Annotated in this window: 19 protein-coding genes; 8 read left to right on the top strand and 11 right to left on the bottom strand. The window is 58.7% G+C overall.

Annotated features, from left to right (window positions below; translation table 11 throughout):
- The 7 genes from ACR0NT_RS18495 to ACR0NT_RS18465 form a co-directional block, all read right to left on the bottom strand.
- On the bottom strand, positions 1 to 750 hold the full coding sequence (locus ACR0NT_RS18495; RefSeq protein WP_170675042.1) for an SDR family oxidoreductase: 750 nt from the start codon (positions 748 to 750) through the stop codon (positions 1 to 3).
- Between the two features lie 7 nt (positions 751 to 757).
- Positions 758 to 1,090 (bottom strand): L-rhamnose mutarotase, encoded by a 333-nt coding sequence (locus tag ACR0NT_RS18490; RefSeq protein ID WP_480443479.1) that lies wholly within the window; start codon positions 1,088 to 1,090, stop codon positions 758 to 760.
- Positions 1,087 to 2,196, bottom strand: coding sequence for a mandelate racemase/muconate lactonizing enzyme family protein (locus tag ACR0NT_RS18485; RefSeq protein ID WP_170675040.1), 1,110 nt, complete (start codon positions 2,194 to 2,196; stop codon positions 1,087 to 1,089). The genes ACR0NT_RS18490 and ACR0NT_RS18485 overlap by 4 nt, the downstream gene beginning before the upstream one ends.
- 6 nt (positions 2,197 to 2,202) lie before the next feature.
- Positions 2,203 to 3,297 carry a sn-glycerol-3-phosphate ABC transporter ATP-binding protein UgpC gene (locus ACR0NT_RS18480; protein ID WP_170675038.1) on the bottom strand — a complete coding sequence of 365 codons (1,095 nt, stop codon included), beginning with the start codon at positions 3,295 to 3,297 and terminating at the stop codon, positions 2,203 to 2,205.
- Between the two features lie 4 nt (positions 3,298 to 3,301).
- Positions 3,302 to 4,165, bottom strand: coding sequence for a carbohydrate ABC transporter permease (locus ACR0NT_RS18475; protein WP_170448909.1), 864 nt, complete (start codon positions 4,163 to 4,165; stop codon positions 3,302 to 3,304).
- A gap of 4 nt (positions 4,166 to 4,169) precedes the next feature.
- Positions 4,170 to 5,063: a carbohydrate ABC transporter permease gene (locus tag ACR0NT_RS18470; protein ID WP_170448907.1), complete on the bottom strand. Its 894-nt coding sequence runs from the start codon at positions 5,061 to 5,063 to the stop codon at positions 4,170 to 4,172.
- Between the two features lie 70 nt (positions 5,064 to 5,133).
- Entirely contained in the window at positions 5,134 to 6,456 is a 1,323-nt protein-coding gene (locus tag ACR0NT_RS18465) for an extracellular solute-binding protein (RefSeq protein ID WP_170675036.1), read from the bottom strand.
- 158 nt (positions 6,457 to 6,614) lie between these two features.
- Between ACR0NT_RS18465 and ACR0NT_RS18460 the strand changes: the two genes are divergently transcribed.
- The 3 genes from ACR0NT_RS18460 to ACR0NT_RS18450 all read left to right on the top strand — a co-directional run bounded on the left by ACR0NT_RS18460 (position 6,615) and on the right by ACR0NT_RS18450 (position 9,022).
- Positions 6,615 to 7,397, top strand: coding sequence for an IclR family transcriptional regulator (locus ACR0NT_RS18460; protein ID WP_170448902.1), 783 nt, complete (start codon positions 6,615 to 6,617; stop codon positions 7,395 to 7,397).
- 41 nt (positions 7,398 to 7,438) lie between these two features.
- The gene (locus ACR0NT_RS18455) at positions 7,439 to 8,293 is read left to right on the top strand and encodes an amidohydrolase family protein (RefSeq protein WP_480443476.1); all 855 of its coding nucleotides are present in this window, start codon (positions 7,439 to 7,441) and stop codon (positions 8,291 to 8,293) included.
- An 87-nt stretch (positions 8,294 to 8,380) separates the two neighbouring features.
- Entirely contained in the window at positions 8,381 to 9,022 is a 642-nt protein-coding gene (locus tag ACR0NT_RS18450; protein WP_170675034.1) for a hypothetical protein, read from the top strand.
- Positions 9,023 to 9,194: 172 nt separating this feature from the next.
- Here the strand turns inward: ACR0NT_RS18450 and ACR0NT_RS18445 are convergent, their stop codons facing one another.
- Both ACR0NT_RS18445 and torT read right to left on the bottom strand, forming a co-directional pair.
- Positions 9,195 to 9,896: an HhH-GDP family DNA glycosylase gene (locus ACR0NT_RS18445; protein WP_170448898.1), complete on the bottom strand. Its 702-nt coding sequence runs from the start codon at positions 9,894 to 9,896 to the stop codon at positions 9,195 to 9,197.
- A gap of 131 nt (positions 9,897 to 10,027) precedes the next feature.
- Positions 10,028 to 10,966 (bottom strand): TMAO reductase system periplasmic protein TorT, encoded by a 939-nt coding sequence (gene torT / locus ACR0NT_RS18440; protein WP_480443474.1) that lies wholly within the window; start codon positions 10,964 to 10,966, stop codon positions 10,028 to 10,030.
- Between the two features lie 40 nt (positions 10,967 to 11,006).
- Here torT and ACR0NT_RS18435 point away from each other — a divergent pair, with 40 nt between their 5' ends.
- Positions 11,007 to 13,787 (top strand): ATP-binding protein, encoded by a 2,781-nt coding sequence (locus tag ACR0NT_RS18435; protein WP_170675030.1) that lies wholly within the window; start codon positions 11,007 to 11,009, stop codon positions 13,785 to 13,787.
- Here ACR0NT_RS18435 and ACR0NT_RS18430 read toward each other — a convergent pair.
- Positions 13,760 to 14,464, bottom strand: coding sequence for a response regulator (locus tag ACR0NT_RS18430; RefSeq protein ID WP_170448892.1), 705 nt, complete (start codon positions 14,462 to 14,464; stop codon positions 13,760 to 13,762). The two genes, ACR0NT_RS18435 and ACR0NT_RS18430, sit on opposite strands and share 28 nt — an antisense overlap.
- A gap of 114 nt (positions 14,465 to 14,578) precedes the next feature.
- Here ACR0NT_RS18430 and ACR0NT_RS18425 point away from each other — a divergent pair, with 114 nt between their 5' ends.
- The 4 genes from ACR0NT_RS18425 (at position 14,579) to ACR0NT_RS18410 (ending at position 19,228) form a co-directional block, all read left to right on the top strand.
- Complete coding sequence (locus tag ACR0NT_RS18425) at positions 14,579 to 17,248, top strand: molybdopterin-dependent oxidoreductase (protein ID WP_170675028.1); 2,670 nt, start codon at positions 14,579 to 14,581, stop codon at positions 17,246 to 17,248.
- An 82-nt stretch (positions 17,249 to 17,330) separates the two neighbouring features.
- Positions 17,331 to 18,431, top strand: a complete 1,101-nt coding sequence (moaA, locus tag ACR0NT_RS18420) for a GTP 3',8-cyclase MoaA (protein ID WP_170675026.1) — start codon at positions 17,331 to 17,333, stop codon at positions 18,429 to 18,431.
- 29 nt (positions 18,432 to 18,460) lie between these two features.
- Positions 18,461 to 18,895, top strand: a complete 435-nt coding sequence (locus ACR0NT_RS18415; RefSeq protein WP_170675024.1) for a pseudoazurin — start codon at positions 18,461 to 18,463, stop codon at positions 18,893 to 18,895.
- An 18-nt stretch (positions 18,896 to 18,913) separates the two neighbouring features.
- Entirely contained in the window at positions 18,914 to 19,228 is a 315-nt protein-coding gene (locus ACR0NT_RS18410) for a carboxymuconolactone decarboxylase family protein (RefSeq protein ID WP_170448884.1), read from the top strand.
- Between the two features lie 142 nt (positions 19,229 to 19,370).
- Here the strand turns inward: ACR0NT_RS18410 and ACR0NT_RS18405 are convergent, their stop codons facing one another.
- Positions 19,371 to 19,985 carry a TetR/AcrR family transcriptional regulator gene (locus ACR0NT_RS18405; protein WP_170675022.1) on the bottom strand — a complete coding sequence of 205 codons (615 nt, stop codon included), beginning with the start codon at positions 19,983 to 19,985 and terminating at the stop codon, positions 19,371 to 19,373.
- Positions 19,986 to 20,058 lie beyond the last annotated feature (73 nt).

Below are 20,058 nucleotides of genomic sequence, written 5' to 3'. Positions count from 1 at the left end.
TCAAACGGTCCAGCCGCCATCGATGGCGAAGGTCTGTCCGGTGGTGAATGCAGTCTCATCGCTGGCCAGATAGACGGCCAAGGCGGCAATCTCATCTGCGTGGCCGATGCGGCCCATGGGCTGGCGCGCGATGAAGTCTTTCATCGCCTGCTCGTAATCGCCGGTGGCGCGCAGGCGGTCGTGCAGGCTGGGGCTGTCGACGGTGCCGGGGCAGATTGCGTTGCAGCGGATGCCCTGAGTTATGAAGTCGGCGGCAATGGATTTGGTCAGGCCAATCACGGCCGCTTTGGATGCACAATACGAGAAGCGGTTCGGCACGCCTTTCATCGACGAGGCGACCGAGGACATATTGATGATCGAGCCGCCGCCATTTTCCAACATGCCGGGCAGCACCAGCTTGGCCAGCCGGTACATCGCCTTGACGTTCAGATCGAAACTGAAATCCCACTGGTCATCATCGCATTCCAGAATGGACCCGGCCCCCACGAACCCCGCGCAATTGAACAACACGTCCAAAGCGCCGGCGGTTGCTACCACCTCGGCCACGGCATCCGCATTGGTGACGTCCAGCTTCAAGGCTGTCACACCGTCGATCGCAGCCAGTTCCGCAAGTGTTGCATCGTTGATATCGCAAGCAATCACCTGCGCACCTTCGGCCACGTATTTCTCGACGCTGGCGCGGCCAATGCCCTGCCCTGCGGCGGTTATCAGCGCTTTCTTTCCGGCCAGACGGCCCTGTGGTTTGGTCATGTCGTCCTCAATCCGTGTGGAATACTTCAATCATGGGTGCCCATTTCTCGCCTTCGGCGCGGCTGGGCAGCGGGTTTTGGCAAGGATCGGTGAAACTCCACCATTCCTGCGTTCTGGGGTCTTGCGCCATGCGGGCCATGTCCCCTTCGAAATCGGTGCCGTGATATTCCCAGTACCCGAACAACAGGTTCTCGGGTTCACGCAAAAAGATCGTGTAGTTGCGGATATTGCTGTTGGCGATCTGGGCCAGCACATCCGGCCAGACAGCGGCGTGCAGGCGCCTGTATTCTTCCAGCTTTTCGGGCTTTACCCCGATCACCATGCCCATACGTTGCATCATGTGCCCTCCGTGATCTCAATCGGCGTGGACTGGGCGGCAATAGCCTGCCAGTCCCATGCGATGCCAAGCCCGGGCACATCTGACGGAATGGCAAAGCCATCCTCGATGCGCATCGCCTGCGTGGTCACACTGTCAAGCTGCGGGATGTATTCCAGCCATTTTGCGTTTGGTACGGCACAGACCAGTGGCAGGTGCAACTCCATTAGGAAATGCGGGCAGACCATGACGTTATACGCCTCGGCCAGATGCGCGACTTTCAGCCACGGGGTGATCCCCCCAATCCGCGCCACGTCGACCTGCACGATGCTGGCCGCGCCTGCTTGCAGATAGTCCTTGAACTGGCTCAGCGAATACATGCTTTCGCCGACGGCTATCGGAACCGAGGTGCGGCGCGACAGCTCGGCATGACCTGCGACGTCATCAGCGGGCAGAGGTTCCTCGAACCAGCCGATATTGTAGTCTTCCAAAACCTGCGCCCGGCGGATCGCCTCGGACAGGGTAAAGCCCTGATTGCCGTCGGTCAGGATTTCATAACCCGGCCCGACCGCCTCGCGCACAGCGGCCAAACGGGCGGCATCCTCGCTCAGATGGTCGCGCCCGATCTTGATCTTTGAGCCCCGGAACCCCTGCGCCTGCATCGCCAGCGCGTCATCGACCAAGGCCTGCGTTTCCAGATGCAGCCAGCCGCCCTCGGTCGAATAGAGCGGGATGCGATCCCGCGTGCCACCTGCGGCTTTCCAAAGCGGCAGTCCTTGTTTGCGGCAGCGCAAATCCCACAGAGCCGTATCAATCGCCGCCAAAGCCAGCGATGTGATCGCCCCCACCGCCGTCGCATGAGTCAGAAACAGCAGATCGCGCCAGATGCCTTCGATCCGGTCCGCATCGCGCCCGATCAGAGCAGGCGCGAGGGTCTTTTCCAGCAACGCCATCACCGAAGGACCACCGGTACCGATGGTATAGCAATAGCCCACACCCTGCGCCCCGTCGCTGTCGGTCACGGTCACGATGGGCGTTTCCTGACTGACAAAAGACTGAATCGCATCGACCCGTTTGACCTTGGGAATAAGGTCGATCATGCGCAGTTCGATATGGGTGATGGTGGCCACGGTTGCTTACCCTCTCAGGGCCTCGCCAGTGCCCGCGTCGAAGACGTGGCACTTGTCGAGAACAAGGTGGAACGGCAGTGTTTCACCCGGATGCACCGGGCGCGGGTTGAACATCTTGGCCTGAACCTCGACGCCTGCTAGTTCGGCGAACAGCAGGGTTTCGGTGCCCAGAGGCTCTTCCAGTGCAACTGGCAGCTCCAAATCGACCAGTTCGCCGCGTTCCTCGACCGCATGGCCGACGGGCATCAGGTTGTCGGCGCGGAATCCGAATTGTACCGCCTGTCCGGCCCGCACATGATCGCGCGCCGAAGCCGGGACGGGCACTGTGATCGCATCCTTCAGAACGATGGTTCCCGCATCGGTGACGACGCCATCCACAAGGTTCATCGGAGGCGAGCCGATAAAGGTCGCGGCAAAGGTATTGACCGGCGTATTGAACAGCTCAAGCGGGGTGCCGACCTGCACGATATGGCCATCGCGCATCAGCACGATACGGTCCGCCAGCGTCATCGCCTCGACCTGATCGTGGGTTACGTAAACGATGGTATTGCCAACGCGCTGGTGCAGTTTCTTGATCTCGACCCGCATCTGCGTGCGCAGCTTGGCGTCAAGGTTCGACAGCGGCTCGTCAAACAGAAACACATCCGGGTGGCGCACGATGGCACGGCCCATGGCGACGCGCTGGCGCTGACCACCAGACAGTTCCGCCGGTTTGCGGTCCATCAACTCGTCGAGCCCAAGGATCGCCGCCGCTTCGGTCACGGCCTTGGTGATCTCGGCCTCAGGACGCTTGGCAATCTGCAGCGTGAAGCCCAGATTTTCGCGCACCGTCATATGCGGGTAAAGCGCATAGTTCTGGAACACCATCGAGATGTTGCGCTCGCGCGGGGGCAGGTCGTTGACCACGCGGCTGCCGATGGAAATCTCACCGTCGGAAATGTCCTCCAGCCCGGCGATCATGCGCAAGGTCGTGGACTTGCCGCAACCCGAGGGGCCGACCAGCACCAGGAATTCACCGTCATGGATGTCCAGATTGATGCCATGCACAGCCTGATGCTTGCCATAGCGTTTGACGACGTTGTTGAGTGTAACTTCGGTCATTTCATTATCCTTTCACGCCGCCAAAGGTCAGGCCGGCGATCAGGTGCTTCTGCACGATAAAGGTCAGGATCAGGGCGGGCAGGATCATCAGCACGGCCAACGCGCACATGCCGCCCCAGTTGATGGTGAATTCAGCGGTGAAATCCAGCAGGCCCACGGGCATCGTCTTGGACCCAACCGAGCGGGTCAGCTGCGAGGCCAGCGCGAATTCATTCCACGAAGTCAGGAAGGCGAAGATCGCCGCCGATGCCACGCCCGAGCGCGCCACTGGAAACTCGACCCGCCAGAAGGCCTGCCAGCGGGTGCAGCCGTCGATTTCAGCGGCTTCGTGCAGTTCCTTGGGGATCTGGCGGAAGAAGCCATCGGTCAACCAGATGGTAAAGGGCACGTTCATTGCCACATAGACAAGGATCAGGCCAAAATGCGTGTCGATCAGGCCCGCTTTGGCAAAGACGATGAACAGCGGCAGCGACAGGGCCACACCGGGCACGGCGCGGAACAGCATCAGGCCGACGAAATAGCCGTTCTTGAACTTGAACCGATAGCGCGCAAAGGCATAGCCGCCGCCCATCCCGATCAGGATGGCAATCGCGGTCGACGTGACCGACACGATCAGCGAGTTGCGGAAGTACTGGAACACCGGCACGCCGCCCTCACCCGCACCACCGAACATGGCGCGGTAGTGGTCCAGCGTGAAGGTCGGGGTCCAGACCGGCGGTTTTGCCATGATCTCAACCGTCGGGCGGAACGAGTTCAGCACGATCCACAGGCCGGGAATGCAGATGATCGACATCACCAGAAACAGGCCGGTCAGGTGCAGTACCTTCATCAGGCGGCGCTGGTTGCGGTAGGATTGATTGCGGTCCATGCGCTTAGCCCCCCATGCCCAGCTCGGCGCGTGCGGCGCTGAGTTTGCGGAAGAAGTAGATGGTGAAGGCAATCGACAGCAGGATCGAGACATAGCCCATCGCATTGGCCAGCCCCATGCGGGCGTCGACATAGCCGGTGCGGCTCATCAGCGTCCACAGTAGCTCGGTCCGGCGGGCAGGCCCGCCACCGGTCATGATCTGCACGATGTCATAGGCCCGCGCCACGTCCAGCGAGCGGATGGTCATTGCGATATAGATGAACGGCATCAGGAAGGGCAGCGTGATGTGGCGAAAGGTCTGCCATGCGGTGCAGCCATCGACCTTGGCGGCCTCAAGCGGGTCACGCGGCATGGCGAATAGGCCCGCGAGGATCAGGATCGCGAAGACCGATGTGCTCATCCAGACCTCGGCGAAGATGATCGAGAACATCGCCAGCTTGCCATCCACCAGCCACGGCAGCGCAGCGTCGGTGATGCCCAGCGATTGCAGCACATTGTTCACCAGACCGATGTTGTCATTGAAGATGAACTTGAACTGAAAGCCTACCAGAATGGGCGAGAACATCATCGGGAACATCAGGATCGTCCGCAGGGTGCGCTGACCCCATGTGACCTTGTTCATCATCAGCGCGATGCCCAGCCCCAGCAGCAGTTCCAGGTTCAGCGCGATGGTCAGGAACAAAACGGTACGGCCAAATGCGGACCAGAACTTCCAGTCTCCAAGGATTTTTTCGTAGTTCGCCGTGCCAATCCAGCGCCACAGCGACGACGGACGCGTCAGCTTGTACGGAGTAAAGCTGGAGTACAGCGAGAAGAGGAGCGGGATCAGAACAACGGCTGCCATGATGATGAATGCAGGCAACAGAAGGACAAACCACTCCGGTAAGCGGCGGCGCATAACGTCTTTCCTTGGGTTGAGTGTGTAGTGTGCGAGGGCGTCGCCGCCCCCGCACGGGCCGGAGGAGCCCTTAGTAGTAGCCGGACTCGCGCATCAGCTCGTCCACCGCCTCGGCGGCGTCGTTCAGCGCGTCCTCGACGGATTTGTCACCGACGATGGCGGCCTGCAGTTCGGGGAAGACGATATTGGTGGTCTCACCCCATTCCGGGATCGGCGGAACCGCGAAGGCATATTCGGCACCGGCAGCAAAAGCGGCCAGAGCTTCGGCGCGGAACGGATCGTCACCGGCTTGCGCTGCGGCGACGTTGGCTTCCCAGACGGCGCTGCGGGTGGGCAGCGAACCACCGGCGGATTCAGCCAGCTGGCTGTCTTCGCTGGTCAGGAATTTTACGAGCGAGACGGCGGCCTCTTTGTTTTCGCAGTCATTGGTGACCGAGAAACCGTGATGGCCCGACCACCCGGTGCGTGTGACCGACCCCATCGGCTGGATCGCAACACCAACATTGCCCGCCGCCTTGGAGGATTCAGGATCGTTGAAGAACCCGGCCCAGCCCGGCCAATCCAGGTTCAGCGCGACCGTGCCGCTGGCAAAGCCCTGGCCCAGATCGTCCCATACGTAGGATGTGGTCCCTGCAGGAACCGCTTGTGCTTCGTAGAGGTCAACAAACCACTGCAATGCGCGCTGACCCGCGTCCGAGTTGAAGATGGGTTTCTTGTTTTCGTCCAGATAGTTACCGCCCTCGGCCACAACCATCTCGTAGAACCGGCCAACGATGGCCTCATCCTTGCCTGCATATTGCGTGCCATAGAAATTCGGCGGATCTGCGAAGAAGATCGCCTGATCCTTCACCTGCTCCCATGTTTCGGGAACGGCCAGATCATAACCATATTCCGCCTTGAACTTCGCGGCCTTGTCGGCGTCTTCGTAGTTCGACTTGAGATAATACAGTACCGAGACGTCAAACTGCGCGCGCGGCAGCATCAGCAATTCACCGTTCACGGTTGAGGCGTTGATGTTGCCCGCAACGAATTCAGAAATCGTGTCTTCCGAAACCAGCCCGTTCAGGTCGGCATAGAGACCTTCGTACTGAGGCGCAAAGGACGAGTGGTTCGACCCCACGCACCACGACGTGGTGCCAGCGGCCATGTCCGACTTGATTTCCTTGTCGATCTCAAAATGGCTTTTCTTCGAGATGATATCGACCTTGGCACCTGTGGCTTCTTCCCACTCAGCGATGCGGCCATAGAGGCCCTCATACTGCTGACCACCGATCAGCTTGGCTTCGACAACAGCCCCGGGGAACGATCCCCAGTCCGATTCGGCGTGCACCGCACCTGCGGCCATGACGGCGCAGCTGGCCAGCAACCCGCTGATTGTTCTGGACGATTTCATCACGTGCTTCTCCCTAGTTTTAACCTTTGGCGACTCTCCTGCATCGCCTACATTCGTATTTAAAACATTTATTCACAAATAAATCAACATTGACATTTGCCATATATTCAAGCCACCATCGCAGGCAGTCGTCCTAATACGCGACCTGGGAGGAATACGTGTCGGCAGCTTCTGAGAAATATCGCGCCCCTGCCCTTGAGAAGGGGCTGGACATTATCGAACTGCTTTCCCAGCACGCCGACGGGCTGGCCCAAGGCGACATTGCCCGCGCGCTCGATCGTTCTCAAAGCGAGATCTATCGGATGCTCTCGACTTTGGTACGGCGCGGATATGTGATCCGGTCGTCTGATGACGATCTTTATTCTCTCAGTCTGAAAATGTTTGCGATTTCGCAAAGGTATCCTCCGGTCGAACGGTTGCTTGAAATGGCGCCACCCAAAATGCGGGCCGTTACGCGAAAAGCCTGGCAGTCCTGCCATATGGGCATGGAAAGCAACGGAGACATTGTTGTTGTCGCATCGATCGCCTCTCCCGGGAATTGGGGTTTGGCGTTGCGCGTCGGGACCGTGATTGGCCTTGGAAATACCGGCACCGGGCGCGTGCTGGCGGCGTTCCGCAGTGACGCAGCACTTGACGAGCTACTGGACAAGCACCGGCTGGCACAGGGCGAACCAAAACTGGACCCGGTCGAATTCAGAGAGCATGTGGCCCGCATCCGCGAGTGGGGTTATGAGCGAATGCCATCAGCCACCGCAGTTGGGGTGACAAACCTTGCCTATCCGGTGCTCGACCACGAGGGACGAGCCGTCAGCGTCGTGAACTGTCCCTTCCTGGAAAGGATCGATCAACTGGACGTTCCTGGATTGGAAGAAGTTCATCTGCTCTACAAATCGCTGGCCGATGAATTGACCGATTTCTATACGGGCAAGTCGCAAGCCTGATGGCGCGCGGAGCAGCTGCTTAGCTGAATGGGGGATACATCATGGATCAGCACACAAAACCGATGATTGACACCCATCAGCATTTCTGGCGCCTGTCGCGCGGCGGCTACGCCTGGATGCCCAAAGATCTGCCCGCGCTCTATCGCGATTACGAACCGGAGCATTTGCAGCCGCTACTGCAAAATAATGGCATCACCGGCACAATTGTCGTTCAGGCAGATGACAATGTCGCCGAAACCGAGTTTCTGCTGGACCTTGCGCAAAACCATTCCTGGATTGTCGGGGTGGTTGGCTGGGTGGACCTGGAAAGCACAAGCGCGGCTGATGTGGTGCAGAGACTGGCCGCGTCACCGAAATTCCTGGGTGTCCGACCCATGATCCAGGACATCGCAGACGATCAGTGGATGCTACGGCCGGCGCTTGAAAAGGGGTTGGCTGCGGTGGCTGAAAACGACCTGACATTTGATGCGCTCGTTCTACAAAAGCATCTGCCCGTGCTCGACACGTTTCTGCGCCGCTATCCCGATCTTCAGGTCGTAGTCGATCATTGCGCGAAGCCCGAGTTCCATGAGGGCCGTTTTGAAGACTGGGCACAGAACATCGCTGCCATCGCGGCACACCCCAATACCTTCTGCAAACTCTCGGGCCTTTTGACCGAAGCCCCCGAGGGCGCAGGTTTGGAGGATCTCAAACCCTATCTGGACCACGTGCTTGGCGCTTTCGGACCGGACCGCGTGCTGTTCGGCAGCGACTGGCCGGTTCTCAATCTGGTCTCAGACTATGATTGCTGGGTTGATATGATGCGCCAGTTTGCAGGCGCTTCGACTGTGCTGGACTGGGATGTGATGTTGTCCGAAAACCCCTGTCGCGCCTACCCAAGGCTGCCAAAAGGATAATAGCGCACGACAGATGTAGCGGCGCAGAATCACTGCACCTGAGATCAATCGCCAATATCCAACCCGCCATACGTCAACCCATTCACCTTGGGCGACGAAGAGTTTCGTGGCTGGTTTCTCACATTCCTTCGGCTGCAACCCGCAGAGAAACTCTGCCTCTACGAAACGGTTATCTGCTTACAATCAAAAACAAACCAGCTAGATCAGGTTGCACGGCGTATTCATTTTCATTTGACCTGCAAGACTATGACAGAACGAAACCAAACAAGTATTGACTTAACCACTGAGCTTGAGGCTGCGGCTACAAAAGCCGGAGATATCCTTTTGGATCAAAAACGAGTTGTCAAAATCGCCTATGAAGCCGATCCGCACAGCTGCCTGACACAGAGGATGAAAGAATCTCGTCAGCTTAACAGGGCTTCCCTCAAAGCGCTCCTGGTTGAGGGCGGCAACGTATATGCTCTTTGGTCGAGGGATCAAGGTACCGACAATTGGCGACTTCAATACATCGGCCAAAGGAAATCCCGAGGCATAAGAGAGCGACTGTGCCAACACCTGTTTTCAAAAGACAGACGTACAGGAGCACAGCTTGAAAATGTGCAAATGTGTCTGAAGAACAATCAAGATATTGGTGTGAGTGTAGTTCACGTTGCCCCTGATGAAGTCAGGAGCGCAATCGAAGAGCTTTTAATCCAAAGCAACAAACCCAATTGGAACGTTCACGGATAACGCCCCCCTTGAACGACACATGTGATATTCGAATAACAACTGGTGGAGATCATCAGACCAAGGCACCGTAGCACCAAAAGTTGACCGCACCCGGTCGGTTCCAAATGGAGCGAACCCCGGCAAAAGCTGGCCTTCATGATCAAGCGCAGCATGCGCAGCCCTCGATAGCGGACTAATCCGACGCTGCCCGACCATTCATGCAAATGTCGCGTAAAGGGCATAGGGAACATACCGGCTGGGTTGAACGGCACAGTCTTTGGCCAAGCATTTTTACAAGCTGATGATGGTCGTCGATGTCCTTTGCGTTCCAACTGTTGGGCAATAGCGGAACCAGTCGTTCGTAAACCTCTTCGGTACTATCGCGCTGTCCGATCAGACCCAGACGTCTGAGGACACGCAAATGATGGGTGTCCAGAACAAGGGCAGGCTTTCTAAGCGTGCTGAAGTTCAAGACAGTTGCGGCTGTTTTCCGGCCTACGCCGGGCAACTGTTCCAACCATCCGAGTGCTGAGTTCACGGAAAACGTCCGCAGAAAATCCAGCGTTAGCGCGTTTTGGCTGGCGGTGATTGCCTGAAGTGCTTCTTTGAGCTTGGGCGCCTTAACCTCAGAAAATGTGACATCAAAGATGAAACGCCGGATTTCGGCGGCAGGCGCGTCCCGAAGGCTTTCCCAATCGGCAAACCGCTTCCGAAGGCGGAGAAAGGCCGCAGCCGATACGTCTCCTCGGGTCCTCCCCCCTACGAGCCCCATGACCAATTGCGAGACAGGATCCAGCAGGAAATACGATCCAGGTTGACCAAAACAGCAAAACAGCCGCCTATGAATTGCGACCAATCGGTCCGTGCGCTCGTCAGGCATCAAAAGTAACTGCATAACAAGTAGCATAGACGAAACTGGAACAAAGTGCGAACACATAGGCTCGCGCACTGTTAATCAGGCACCTTCACTCACAACTGCGGATCAAATCACTAGGAGGGGAACCTAAGCGATGAAATCACTGGCGATTACTGAATGTTTGGAAAGTACTCGGCAGGCGAAATGAGTATCTTGGTCAATTCCGCGTCCGAACGGGTCAAAAGAACGATGTCGGGGCCGATCAGCCCTTCTCGCTCTCCTGAGGTCAGGACGGCCACAACTTGATCAAGCGCCATAGTTCCCTGCTCGGTCGGGTCATCGAAGGGGGCCGCCAGAACTTTGCCATTCATCAGGCCCCGAATGACTGTGTGGCTGATATAGGTCGAAATCAACCCGGGCGGTTTCGGGTTGTCGGAGTGCATTAGGGTGCCAATGGCCGCCTCGATCGCGGGGGCGCTGCCGATCAGATAATCGGCATCGGGATAGCGCTCCAAGGCCGTTTCGACCTGAGCCAATTGCTGGCTCAGGCCCGTATCGGCACCAAAGACCTCTAGGATTGTTACCTCGCTGCCGCTCAGGCCATTGCGCAGCCCGGCCTCCAGCGGGCCGGTCCAACCGGCTTCTGACGGGCCAGAAATGAGGATTGCGGTTTTTGCTGGCGATCCTTGGGGATGCAGCTTGGCCAAATGATGCCCAACGGCTTGTCCCATATCCTGCCAGTCGACACCGATGCGCCCGCTCAGCGTCTCTGCATGAAGCTCGTTGACCAGACCAAAAACGGGGGTCCTCAGCGCTGCCTGTTCTATCGCGGCGATCAGATCTGCGTGATCGGATGTCACCGCACCGATGAGGATCGCATCGACGCCCTGTTCGAGGCAGGTATCAATCTGCCCGATCTGCCGGGACCGGGCGCGATAGCCGCCCGCCTCATAGAACAGAAGGTCCAATCCCAACCGCTCAGCCTGTTGTTCCAAGCCGTAGCCGACGCTTAGCCAGTATTCATCCTTGAAATGGGGAACAAGCACGCACACCAGAGGCCGCGGACCTGCCGCAGCGGCAGACCAGAACGCGACACATAGTCCGGTCACCAAGATTGAACCAGCCCAGATGGCCCCGTAGTGTCTGACAATGCGACGGACGAGATTTGACACGCGGCTGATCCAGATTCTTTCGGCAATGGGGGCGCTTGCCATTATGGTGGGTATCGTCGCGATTGCCGTCAACCGATATCTTATACGCACGCAGAACGAGCTGATCGAAACCAACCTGCCCGCGATTGAGCTGGCCAGCCGGATCGGAGCCTCTGCCGAAGTTGTCGGAACGCTTGCCACCGCATTCACGCAGGCGGATACCAGCGATGATCTTGATCGCATTTCAGTTGCGCTTGGCCAGACCGTCGAAAGCATCGAACGTGGGGTTCAGGTCCTGCAGGGCATGACCCCCGCCATGGCAGGCGCGGGGCCGGAACCTCGTGCCAGCGAAATTGTCGCCCAAATGGCCGAAAACGGGCAAGAGGAGTTGCAGCTTGCCCTCCGGATCGCGGAGCAAACGAGCGAGATCATCCAACTGGCGGGCCAACTGGATGCACTCGTCAGCGACGAGACCGATCTGGCGCGCCTTAGGATAACAGCGGGTATCGTAGGGATTTATACCGAGTCTGATGGCGACCCGCGCCCGGCGCTGGACGAGCTTGCGGATCGCCATTTCTTTGCCTTCGAACGGTTGACCGAGCTTGCAAACGTGGTTGATGCGATCCGGCTGAAGCTGCAGCAGGTACAGGTGATCGCCGCGCCGGATGCGTTGGCCGATCTGCGCGCCGAGCTATCGGATCGTCTGACTTTGGCCGACCGCCGCATCCGCTATCTGCCGACACCTACGGCGCGGGATACGGCCCAGGCTGTGCTGCACCAGCTGCACGGGACCATCACGCAAGGCGGGCTGGTCGATACACAGCGGGACAGAATCGCCTTGCAGATGGCCATTGCTGACGACAGTCAACGCCTGCAATCCATGATCGCCAGCCTGTCATCGCAAGCCCGACAGGCTCGTGACGCCGTGCAGGCTCAGGGGGTCGCCCAGATCGCGGCGGCAGAACGGCAGTCGTCCGTGATGAACATCGCATTGCTTGTGGTGGTCGCTGCAGCGGTGATCACCGGTTCGATCTTGTGGCTTTATGCCCGGCGGCAGCTGGTCGCCCGTCTGGGAGAGCTGGCCCGGCGCATCGTGGCCGTGGCAGAAGGGGAATATGGCGCTCCGATGCAAATCAGCGGCCATGATGAGATCGGGCGCATGGAAAAAGCGCTCAACATCCTGCGCCGCCGTGCAAGCGAAGCGGCCGAGCTGCGCGAACATCTCGAAGATGCGGTGATCGCGCGCACCGGCGATGTCGTCGCCGAAATGCAGGCCTCGGACGCGGCGCGCACCGAGGCCGAGGCCGCAAACCGCAGCAAGACCGAGTTTCTGGCCCGGATGAGTCATGAAATCCGCACCCCGCTGAACGGTATTATCGGGATGCTGGGGCTGCTGGAGGCCGAAGTGACGGACAAGGCCCGGCAAGATCGGGTGCGAACGGCACACCGCTCGGCCCGCGAATTGCTCGAGATCACCAGTGACATCCTGAACTATGCCAGCAGTGAAGACAGCGGCAATCGCACGAACCCAGTGCATTTTCACCTGCGCGATCTGGTTGGCCAGCTTGGTCACCAGTTGCAGTCGCTGACCGCCAAGACAGGGTTGCAGACCGTTGTCGAACTCGCAGAACCCGCGCCCCTGGTGCTGTTCGGCGATGTTTTGAAAATCCGCCAGATTCTGGGCAACCTGATCTCGAACGCGGTCAAATATACCAAGCGCGGGACCGTCACGCTTACTGTGGACCATGCGGTGGCGGATGACACCGGACAGCCCGTTGTCAGTTTCACGGTGGCCGACACCGGAATTGGCATGACGCGCGAGGCGATCGCTCAGGCGTTTGATGCCTATACACGGACAGCAGCCGTAAAGCGCGCAGGTATTGAGGGTCTTGGCCTCGGCCTTGCCATCTCGCGCAATCTGACCGAAGCGCTCGGCGGGGCGCTGAGCGTCGAAAGTGAACCCGGCGTCGGCACCCGGTTTACTCTGACCGTCCCGTTGATGCCCGGCGATGCCGACTGTGTGGTCGAAGACGAAACCCAACTGTCCGAGGCTGACCTTGACCGCAATGTTCTGGTGATCGACGATCATGCCGTGAACCGTATGGTGGCACGGGGGTATCTGGAGCGGCTGGGCTGTCAGGTGCAGGAAGCCGAAACCGGAATGGCAGGATTGAAGTGCTGCCATGACAACCGCTTCGATCTGGTCCTGATCGATCTTGATTTGCCGGACATGCGGGGCGAGGAAGTAGCCGCACGGATCGGCACCGGGGAACACGCGCCGATGCTGGTCGCGCTGACGGCGCATCTGATTGATGACACCGAACAGAACCGCGCCCGGCTGGGTGTTGCCCGCATTCTGGCCAAGCCGATCTCGCCCAGGGCTTTGACGGAAGTTCTTTCGCCCGTCAGCCCGACCGAAACGCCCCGGCACGAAGCCGCAGTTCTGGACAGTCTGCGCAGCGATATTTCAGATCTTGGCCCCGAAACAACGGGGCTGATCGTATCCGAGTTTCTGCGCGCATTGCCCGAGGCAATAGAAACGATCAAATCCACTCGAGCCGCCCAGCAACGCAAGGCCGCCCACCGATTGAAAGGGGCTGCTTCGAACTTCCAGCTTGAAGCCTTGTGTACGCTGCTTGCCGAGTTGGAGGCCCAGGACAGTGATGCCGGCGAGGCCCTGCTGGATCGGGTCTGCGCCAGTGCCAAGACTGCGGCGGCGACCCTTGAAGCGGCGGCTGCCGAGGCGGGGCTTCAGGTCGAGGCCGGATCAACGAAGTGATAGCCCTGACCATGTTGGGTCAGAATCCATTCGGGATTGGCCGGGTCCTTTTCCAGCTTCTTGCGCAGCCGTCCAACCACCACATCGATCATCCGGTCATTGGCGCGGCTTGAACTGCGGCCGATCAGCTCGGACAGCCGCGCACGGCTGAGCGTCTGCCCGGGATGATCCGCCAGCGCTGTCATGATCGCGAATTCCTGAGGTGTAAGCGTTTCCGTTCTTGCGGCCGAGACCAACCGGCGCCGAATCCGATCAAAACACCAAACACCAAACAATTCGACCGGCGGAGCGCCCTCGGGCGCCTGCCCGATATCCGCAATCCGGGCCAGCAGGTTTTTCACCCGCGCCGCCAGCTCGCGTTTGTCGAAGGGTTTGGTCACATAGTCGTCGGCGCCCATTTCCAATCCGACGATCTTGTCGACTTGATCATCTCGGGCTGTCAGCAGGATGATACCAACCCGTGATTTCGCACGCTGTTCACGGGTGATTGTCAGGCCATCCTTTCCGTCCATGTTGATATCGACCAGCAACAGATCCGGCGGATCGTATTCGATTATGCTTTCCATCTCGTCCGCATCCTCGGCCATGCTGACGCGATGCCCCTGCTCTTGTAGGTATGCGGCAAGCCGCATCCGGGTTGTGCGGTCGTCTTCGACGATGAGGATATGCTGCGCCATAAGCCGCTTTTACATTTCTTTACATATTCGGACAACCGCAGTTGTGCGCAATCAAAGTGACAGCTTCGCCCACAGAATAATGTGCGCCCAGAAGCCAGTCACAGGAGGCCCGATATGTCTTTCTCAACGCCAACCCGCCGCGCCTTTTTGCAAGGGGGTATCGCCACCTTCGGCGCAACCGCTCTGATGAATTCCACTGCACTCGCAGCGCTTGATCCCAACTCTTTCGGAGGGCGCACGTTCCACGCAACCCACTTTGGTCCGTTTGAGGCCGTGGTCCGCGATGGCAAGCTGATCGGCATCAACAAGATCATGGAGCTTGATGCCCGCCCCACCGAGATGCTGGCCTACGGCGTCATGGACCGTACCTATGACAAGAGCCGGATCAACTATCCGATGGTGCGTAAATCCTATCTGGAAGGTTGGGAAAGTGGCGACATCAAACCCGAACTGCGCGGCAAGGAAGAATATGTCCGCGTCGATTGGGATACCGCCTGGAGCCTGACCGCCAAGGCGCTGCTGGATACCGCCACCAACCACGGCAACGAAGCGATCTTCAGCTCGTCCTATGGCGGCTGGTCGAATGCAGGTGTGTTCCGTCCGAACGTTCTGCAGGGACGTCTCATCAACCTGATGGGCGGCTGCACCAACACCGCGGGTGACTGGTCGGCCGGTGCCGGTCAGGTCTGTCTGCCCCATATCATCGGCGACATGGAAGTCTATTCCGCGCAGTCCGCCTGGGAAACCATCCGTGACAATACCGAACTGTTCGTGCTTGTCGGCTGTGACCCGATCAAGAACAACCGGATCGAATACCGCGTGGCCGACCACGGCATGTATGCCCATTGGGAAGAAATCCGGGATGCGGGCGTCAAGTTCATCTCGATCAACCCACAGCGCACCGCCAGCGACGACTATTTGAACGCAGAATGGAAGCGGATCATACCGAACACCGATACCGCCCTGTTCCTGTCGATGGCCTATCATGCGCTGGAAAACGGTCTGGAAGATCAGGCCTATATGGACAAGTACACGGTCGGCAGCGACAAGTGGATTGCCTATGTGAAAGGTGAGACCGACGGCACACCGAAAACACCCGCCTGGGCCTCGGCAATCACCGGCATCGACGAGCAGGAGATCAAGGATCTCGCCGAACTCATCGCATCGTCGAAAACCAGCATTGCCGGTTCCTGGGCCATCCAGCGCGCCCAGCATGGGGAAATGGCCTATTGGTCGCTGATCAACTTTGCAGCCTTGCTTGGCAAGATCGGCAAACCGGGCGAGGGCGTCGGATTCTCGTGGCACTACGGTAACGGCGGGATGCCTCAGGGTGGTAACGCCACTCCGGTCGGCATGAGCCAGGGCCGGAACTTTGTCAAAAAGATCGTCCCGGCCTCGCGCATTACCGAGGCGCTGGAAAGCCCGGGCGTGGATTTCTTCTATAACGGGCAGACCAACACCTATCCCGACATCAAGATGATCTTCAACGCCGGCAACAACTTCATGTCGCACCAGCAGGATACCAACCGGCTGATCCGCGCGCTTGAGAAAGTCGACACCATCGTCTCGGTCGATGTGTGGTGGACCGCCGCAACCCGCTGGGCTGATATCGTCCTGCCTGCGGCATCGACACTGGAACAGGATGACATCACCTCGGGCGGCACCTACTCGAACGACCGCGTCTACGCGATGAAGAAGGTGATCGAACCCGTTGGCGAAAGCCTGCCCGACTATGAAATCTTCGAAGGTCTGGCCGACAAACTGGGTCTGTGGGCGCAGTTCACCGACAGCGAAGACAAGATGTATCACATCAAACTGGCCTATGAGGCTTCGGGCGCAGCCAAGGAAACCCCGTTCGAAGAGTTCTGGGAAAAGGGTTACGCCCGGATGCCGGTCCCTGCAGAGGCCCGGAAATGGGTGCGCCACGGCGATTTCTACTCGGACCCGGACACAAACCCGCTGCACACCGCATCGGGCAAGATCGAAATGTTCTGCGAAAACATCGCGAACATGGAGATCGACGACTGCCCCGGTATGCCAACCTGGATGGAAAAACACGAATACCTCGGCAACGCCAAAGAAGGCCAGCTGCATGTCGTGTCGCCCCACCCGTGGTATCGCCTGCACAGCCAGATGGACCAGTCGGAAACGCTGCGGGGTATCTACAAGGTACAGGGTCGCGAACCGGTTCGGATCAACGCCGATGACGCCGCAAAACGCGGCATCGCCGATGGCGATCTGGTCGAGCTTTACAACGACCGGGGCACCGTTATCGCCGGGGCCGTTGTTAGCGACGAGATCATGCCGGGCGTCGTCTCGATCTACGAAGGGTGCTGGCCGTCACTGGACAGCAAGGGACGTTGCAACTCGGGGCTGGTGAATTTCCTGACCTCCACGCAGCGCGCCTCGGGCCTCAGCGAGGCCACGTCGGCCAACACCGTGCTGATCGAAATGCGCAAGTGCGAAGACCCTGAAGGTCCGAACATGGCCTATGAAAAGCCGGCGATCATCGAGGATACGGAGCTTGCCGCAATTGACGACGACAAGCTGGGTCTGGAACGGCTCGAAGCTTTGACCGCGTCTCTTTATGCCGACATGACCCCGGGCGAAAAGATGTTCTTCCAGCGTTGCACCGTCTGTCACGCCCCTCGGGAGGTGACCCACTATACGCAACAACAATGGAAAGGCATCGTTCCGTCCATGTTCGAACGGGCCGGTCTGGATGACGGCGAACGCGAACTCGTCATGGAATACCTGATGATGAACGCGGCCGACGCCAACTAAGACATCAAAAAACAGCGTGGCCGGGTCCAAGCCCGGCCGCGCATCCCCCCAAGAATTTCACTAACACATGCAGGAGGGTCCGATGCTGGACAATACAAACAGCAGTGGTTTCGGAAAAAATGCCGACCCTTCTGAACTGGCCCCCATTCAATCTGCGCGTATCAGCGCATCTGCCACATCCAAAAGAAAAGCGCCCGATCCGCTGGTCGATGGTTTTGGCCGAGCCGTCACCTATTTGCGTCTGTCCGTGACCGACCGCTGCGACCTGCGCTGCACCTATTGCATGGCCGAGAAGATGTCATTTCTTCCCAAGCGCGACCTTCTGAGCCTTGAAGAAATGGCCCGCCTCAGCGACATTTTCATACGGCGCGGTGTGCGCAAGCTGCGCATTACCGGAGGCGAACCTCTGGTGCGCCGCGATGTGATGGATTTGTTCCGGGATGTGTCGCGGCATCTGCGGTCCGGCGCGCTGGATGAACTGACACTTACCACCAACGGTACATTGCTGGCGCGCCACGCAGATGGTTTGGCGGCTTGCGGGGTAAAGCGGGTCAACGTCTCACTCGACACGCTGTGCCCGGACCGATACCGCAGCCTGACCCGGCTTGGGGATATACGCATGGTTCTGGCCGGACTGGATGCCGCGCAGGACGCGGGTCTGAAAGTCAAGCTGAACGCGGTTGCCAGTCGTGGCGCGTTCGAAGACGAAGTCGACGACCTGATCCGCTTTGCTCATGGGCGCGGCATGGGCCTGACGCTGATCGAGGAAATGCCGCTGGGCGATACCGGCCTGGATCGAAGTGACAGCGCGCTGTCCCTGCGCGATCTGCAATCGGACCTGTCGCACCGATGGACGCTGGCCCCGATTGGCCGCCGGTCCGGCGGTCCGGCGCGCTATGTGCAGGTCGCTGAGACAGGTGGCCAGCTTGGGTTCATTTCCCCGATGTCCTGCAACTTTTGCGCGCTTTGCAATCGGGTGCGGGTCAGTTGCACCGGACGTCTTTACACCTGCATGGGCGACGAAGGATCGGTTGATCTGCGCGCGCCCCTGCGCCGATCCGAGGACGAGGCAGCGTCCGCCATTCGAAGCGCGCTGTTGATGAAGCCCGAACGCCACCGCTTCGACCTTTCGCAAATGTCAAAACCCGCCGTGGCGCGCCATATGTCCGCGCTTGGTGGATGAAACGTTCAAGCCTGACAAGGAAACGTAAGATGAAACTTAAATCCCTGACCACCGCCACCCTGCTGGCGCTTGCCCCGATCCCGGCGCTTGCCGAAACCATTGAGGTCCAGATGCTGAACCGCGGCGAAGCGGGCGCCATGGTGTTTGAACCGCGATTTGTCTCGGCCCAGGTTGGTGACGTTGTGGTCTTCCGCGCGGCGGACAAAGGTCACAATGCCGAAACTGTCAAGGGCATGGTCCCCGAAGGACAAGAGCCTTTTGCAGGCAAGATCAATGAAGAGATCGAGGTCGAACTGACCACCGAAGGCATGATCGGCGTGAAATGCAAACCACATCTTGGCATGGGTATGGTAATGGTCATTCAGGTCGGTGCTGGTGACATGCCCGATGGGTTCCTCGACGCAAAAATGCCCAAGAAAGCCAAGAAGGCGTTTGAAGACATCATTGCCACAGGGACAAGCTAACAGGATGGAGAGACTGAGATGACGAAAGATCTGCCCGGCGCCGCAGGGGCGCTTGCCGCGAAACATCCGACGATTTGGGATGCATATGCCGCGCTTGGATCAGCAACCGCACAGGCGGGTTCACTGACCGACCGGGAACGCCGCCTCGTCAAACTCGCGCTTGCAATTGGTGCCGCATCCGAAGGTGCCGTGCACTCGCATAGCCGCCGAGGGGTGGCCGAAGGCATCTCCGCCGAAGATATGCAGCAGGTTGCGCTTCTGGCGATCGGCCCTCTGGGCTTGCCGCGCGCCGTCGCCGCCGGAACATGGATATCGGATGTGACCGACAAATAATTTCAACGTGGTGCCGGGTTTCCGGCACCACATTTTCAAGCGGCTCAATGGGTTGCATCACTGATTATCCGAAACGATCAGAACCGGCGTTCTTGGAGGTTCAGCGCCCCTTCGATCTGAGCAAGCATCCGAAAACCGGATATCACCGCGCCAGCAGTGTGTTCAGAATAAAATCTTCCGCGCTTCCAATGATTTTGTTCATGGGCAATTCTGACAACACGCTGCGATAGGCGCTGCCTTCCAGAACGTCTATCACCAATTGCGCAGCCTGCGCCGGATCAGGAACGGCGCGCAGATCACAGTCTGCTATCCCTCGCCTTACAACCGTTTCGAGAGCGTCATTCAAGCTGGAGCGGTTCTCGACAAACAGGTGCGCGATGTCCGGTTGGCGAATGGCTTCACTTGAAATCTCCAACGCAAGAATAACGTTTTCCGGCGCTGCCAGATACTTGGCGTAGGCTGCAATGAACTTTTTCAGAGCTTTGGGCGCGGGCGCATTTGAATTCAGGATTTTCAGAAACGGCTCCATCTCGCGGCGTTCGAGCATTGCGATTTCCACAAGCACGTCATGTTTGCCGCGAAAATGGTTGTAGAGGTTTCCAAGGCTGACGCCCGCCCGAGCCGCAATGTCGCGGACTCCGGTTTGATGATAGCCGTTCTCAAGAAAACACATAACCGCGGCCTCCAAAATCTGGTTGCGCCGCTTGGCTGTTGCCTTTTCCCGGATTGAACCCGGCTTTTTGGTGTCTTTGGTCATTTTTTGCATTTTATATTGAACGAACGATCGTTCATAGTATATGAGATTTTACCGCATACCACAAGGCACAATG

The organism is Ruegeria sp. AB10, from assembly GCF_056542745.1.
This window is presented reverse-complemented; position numbering and strand designations above follow the sequence as displayed.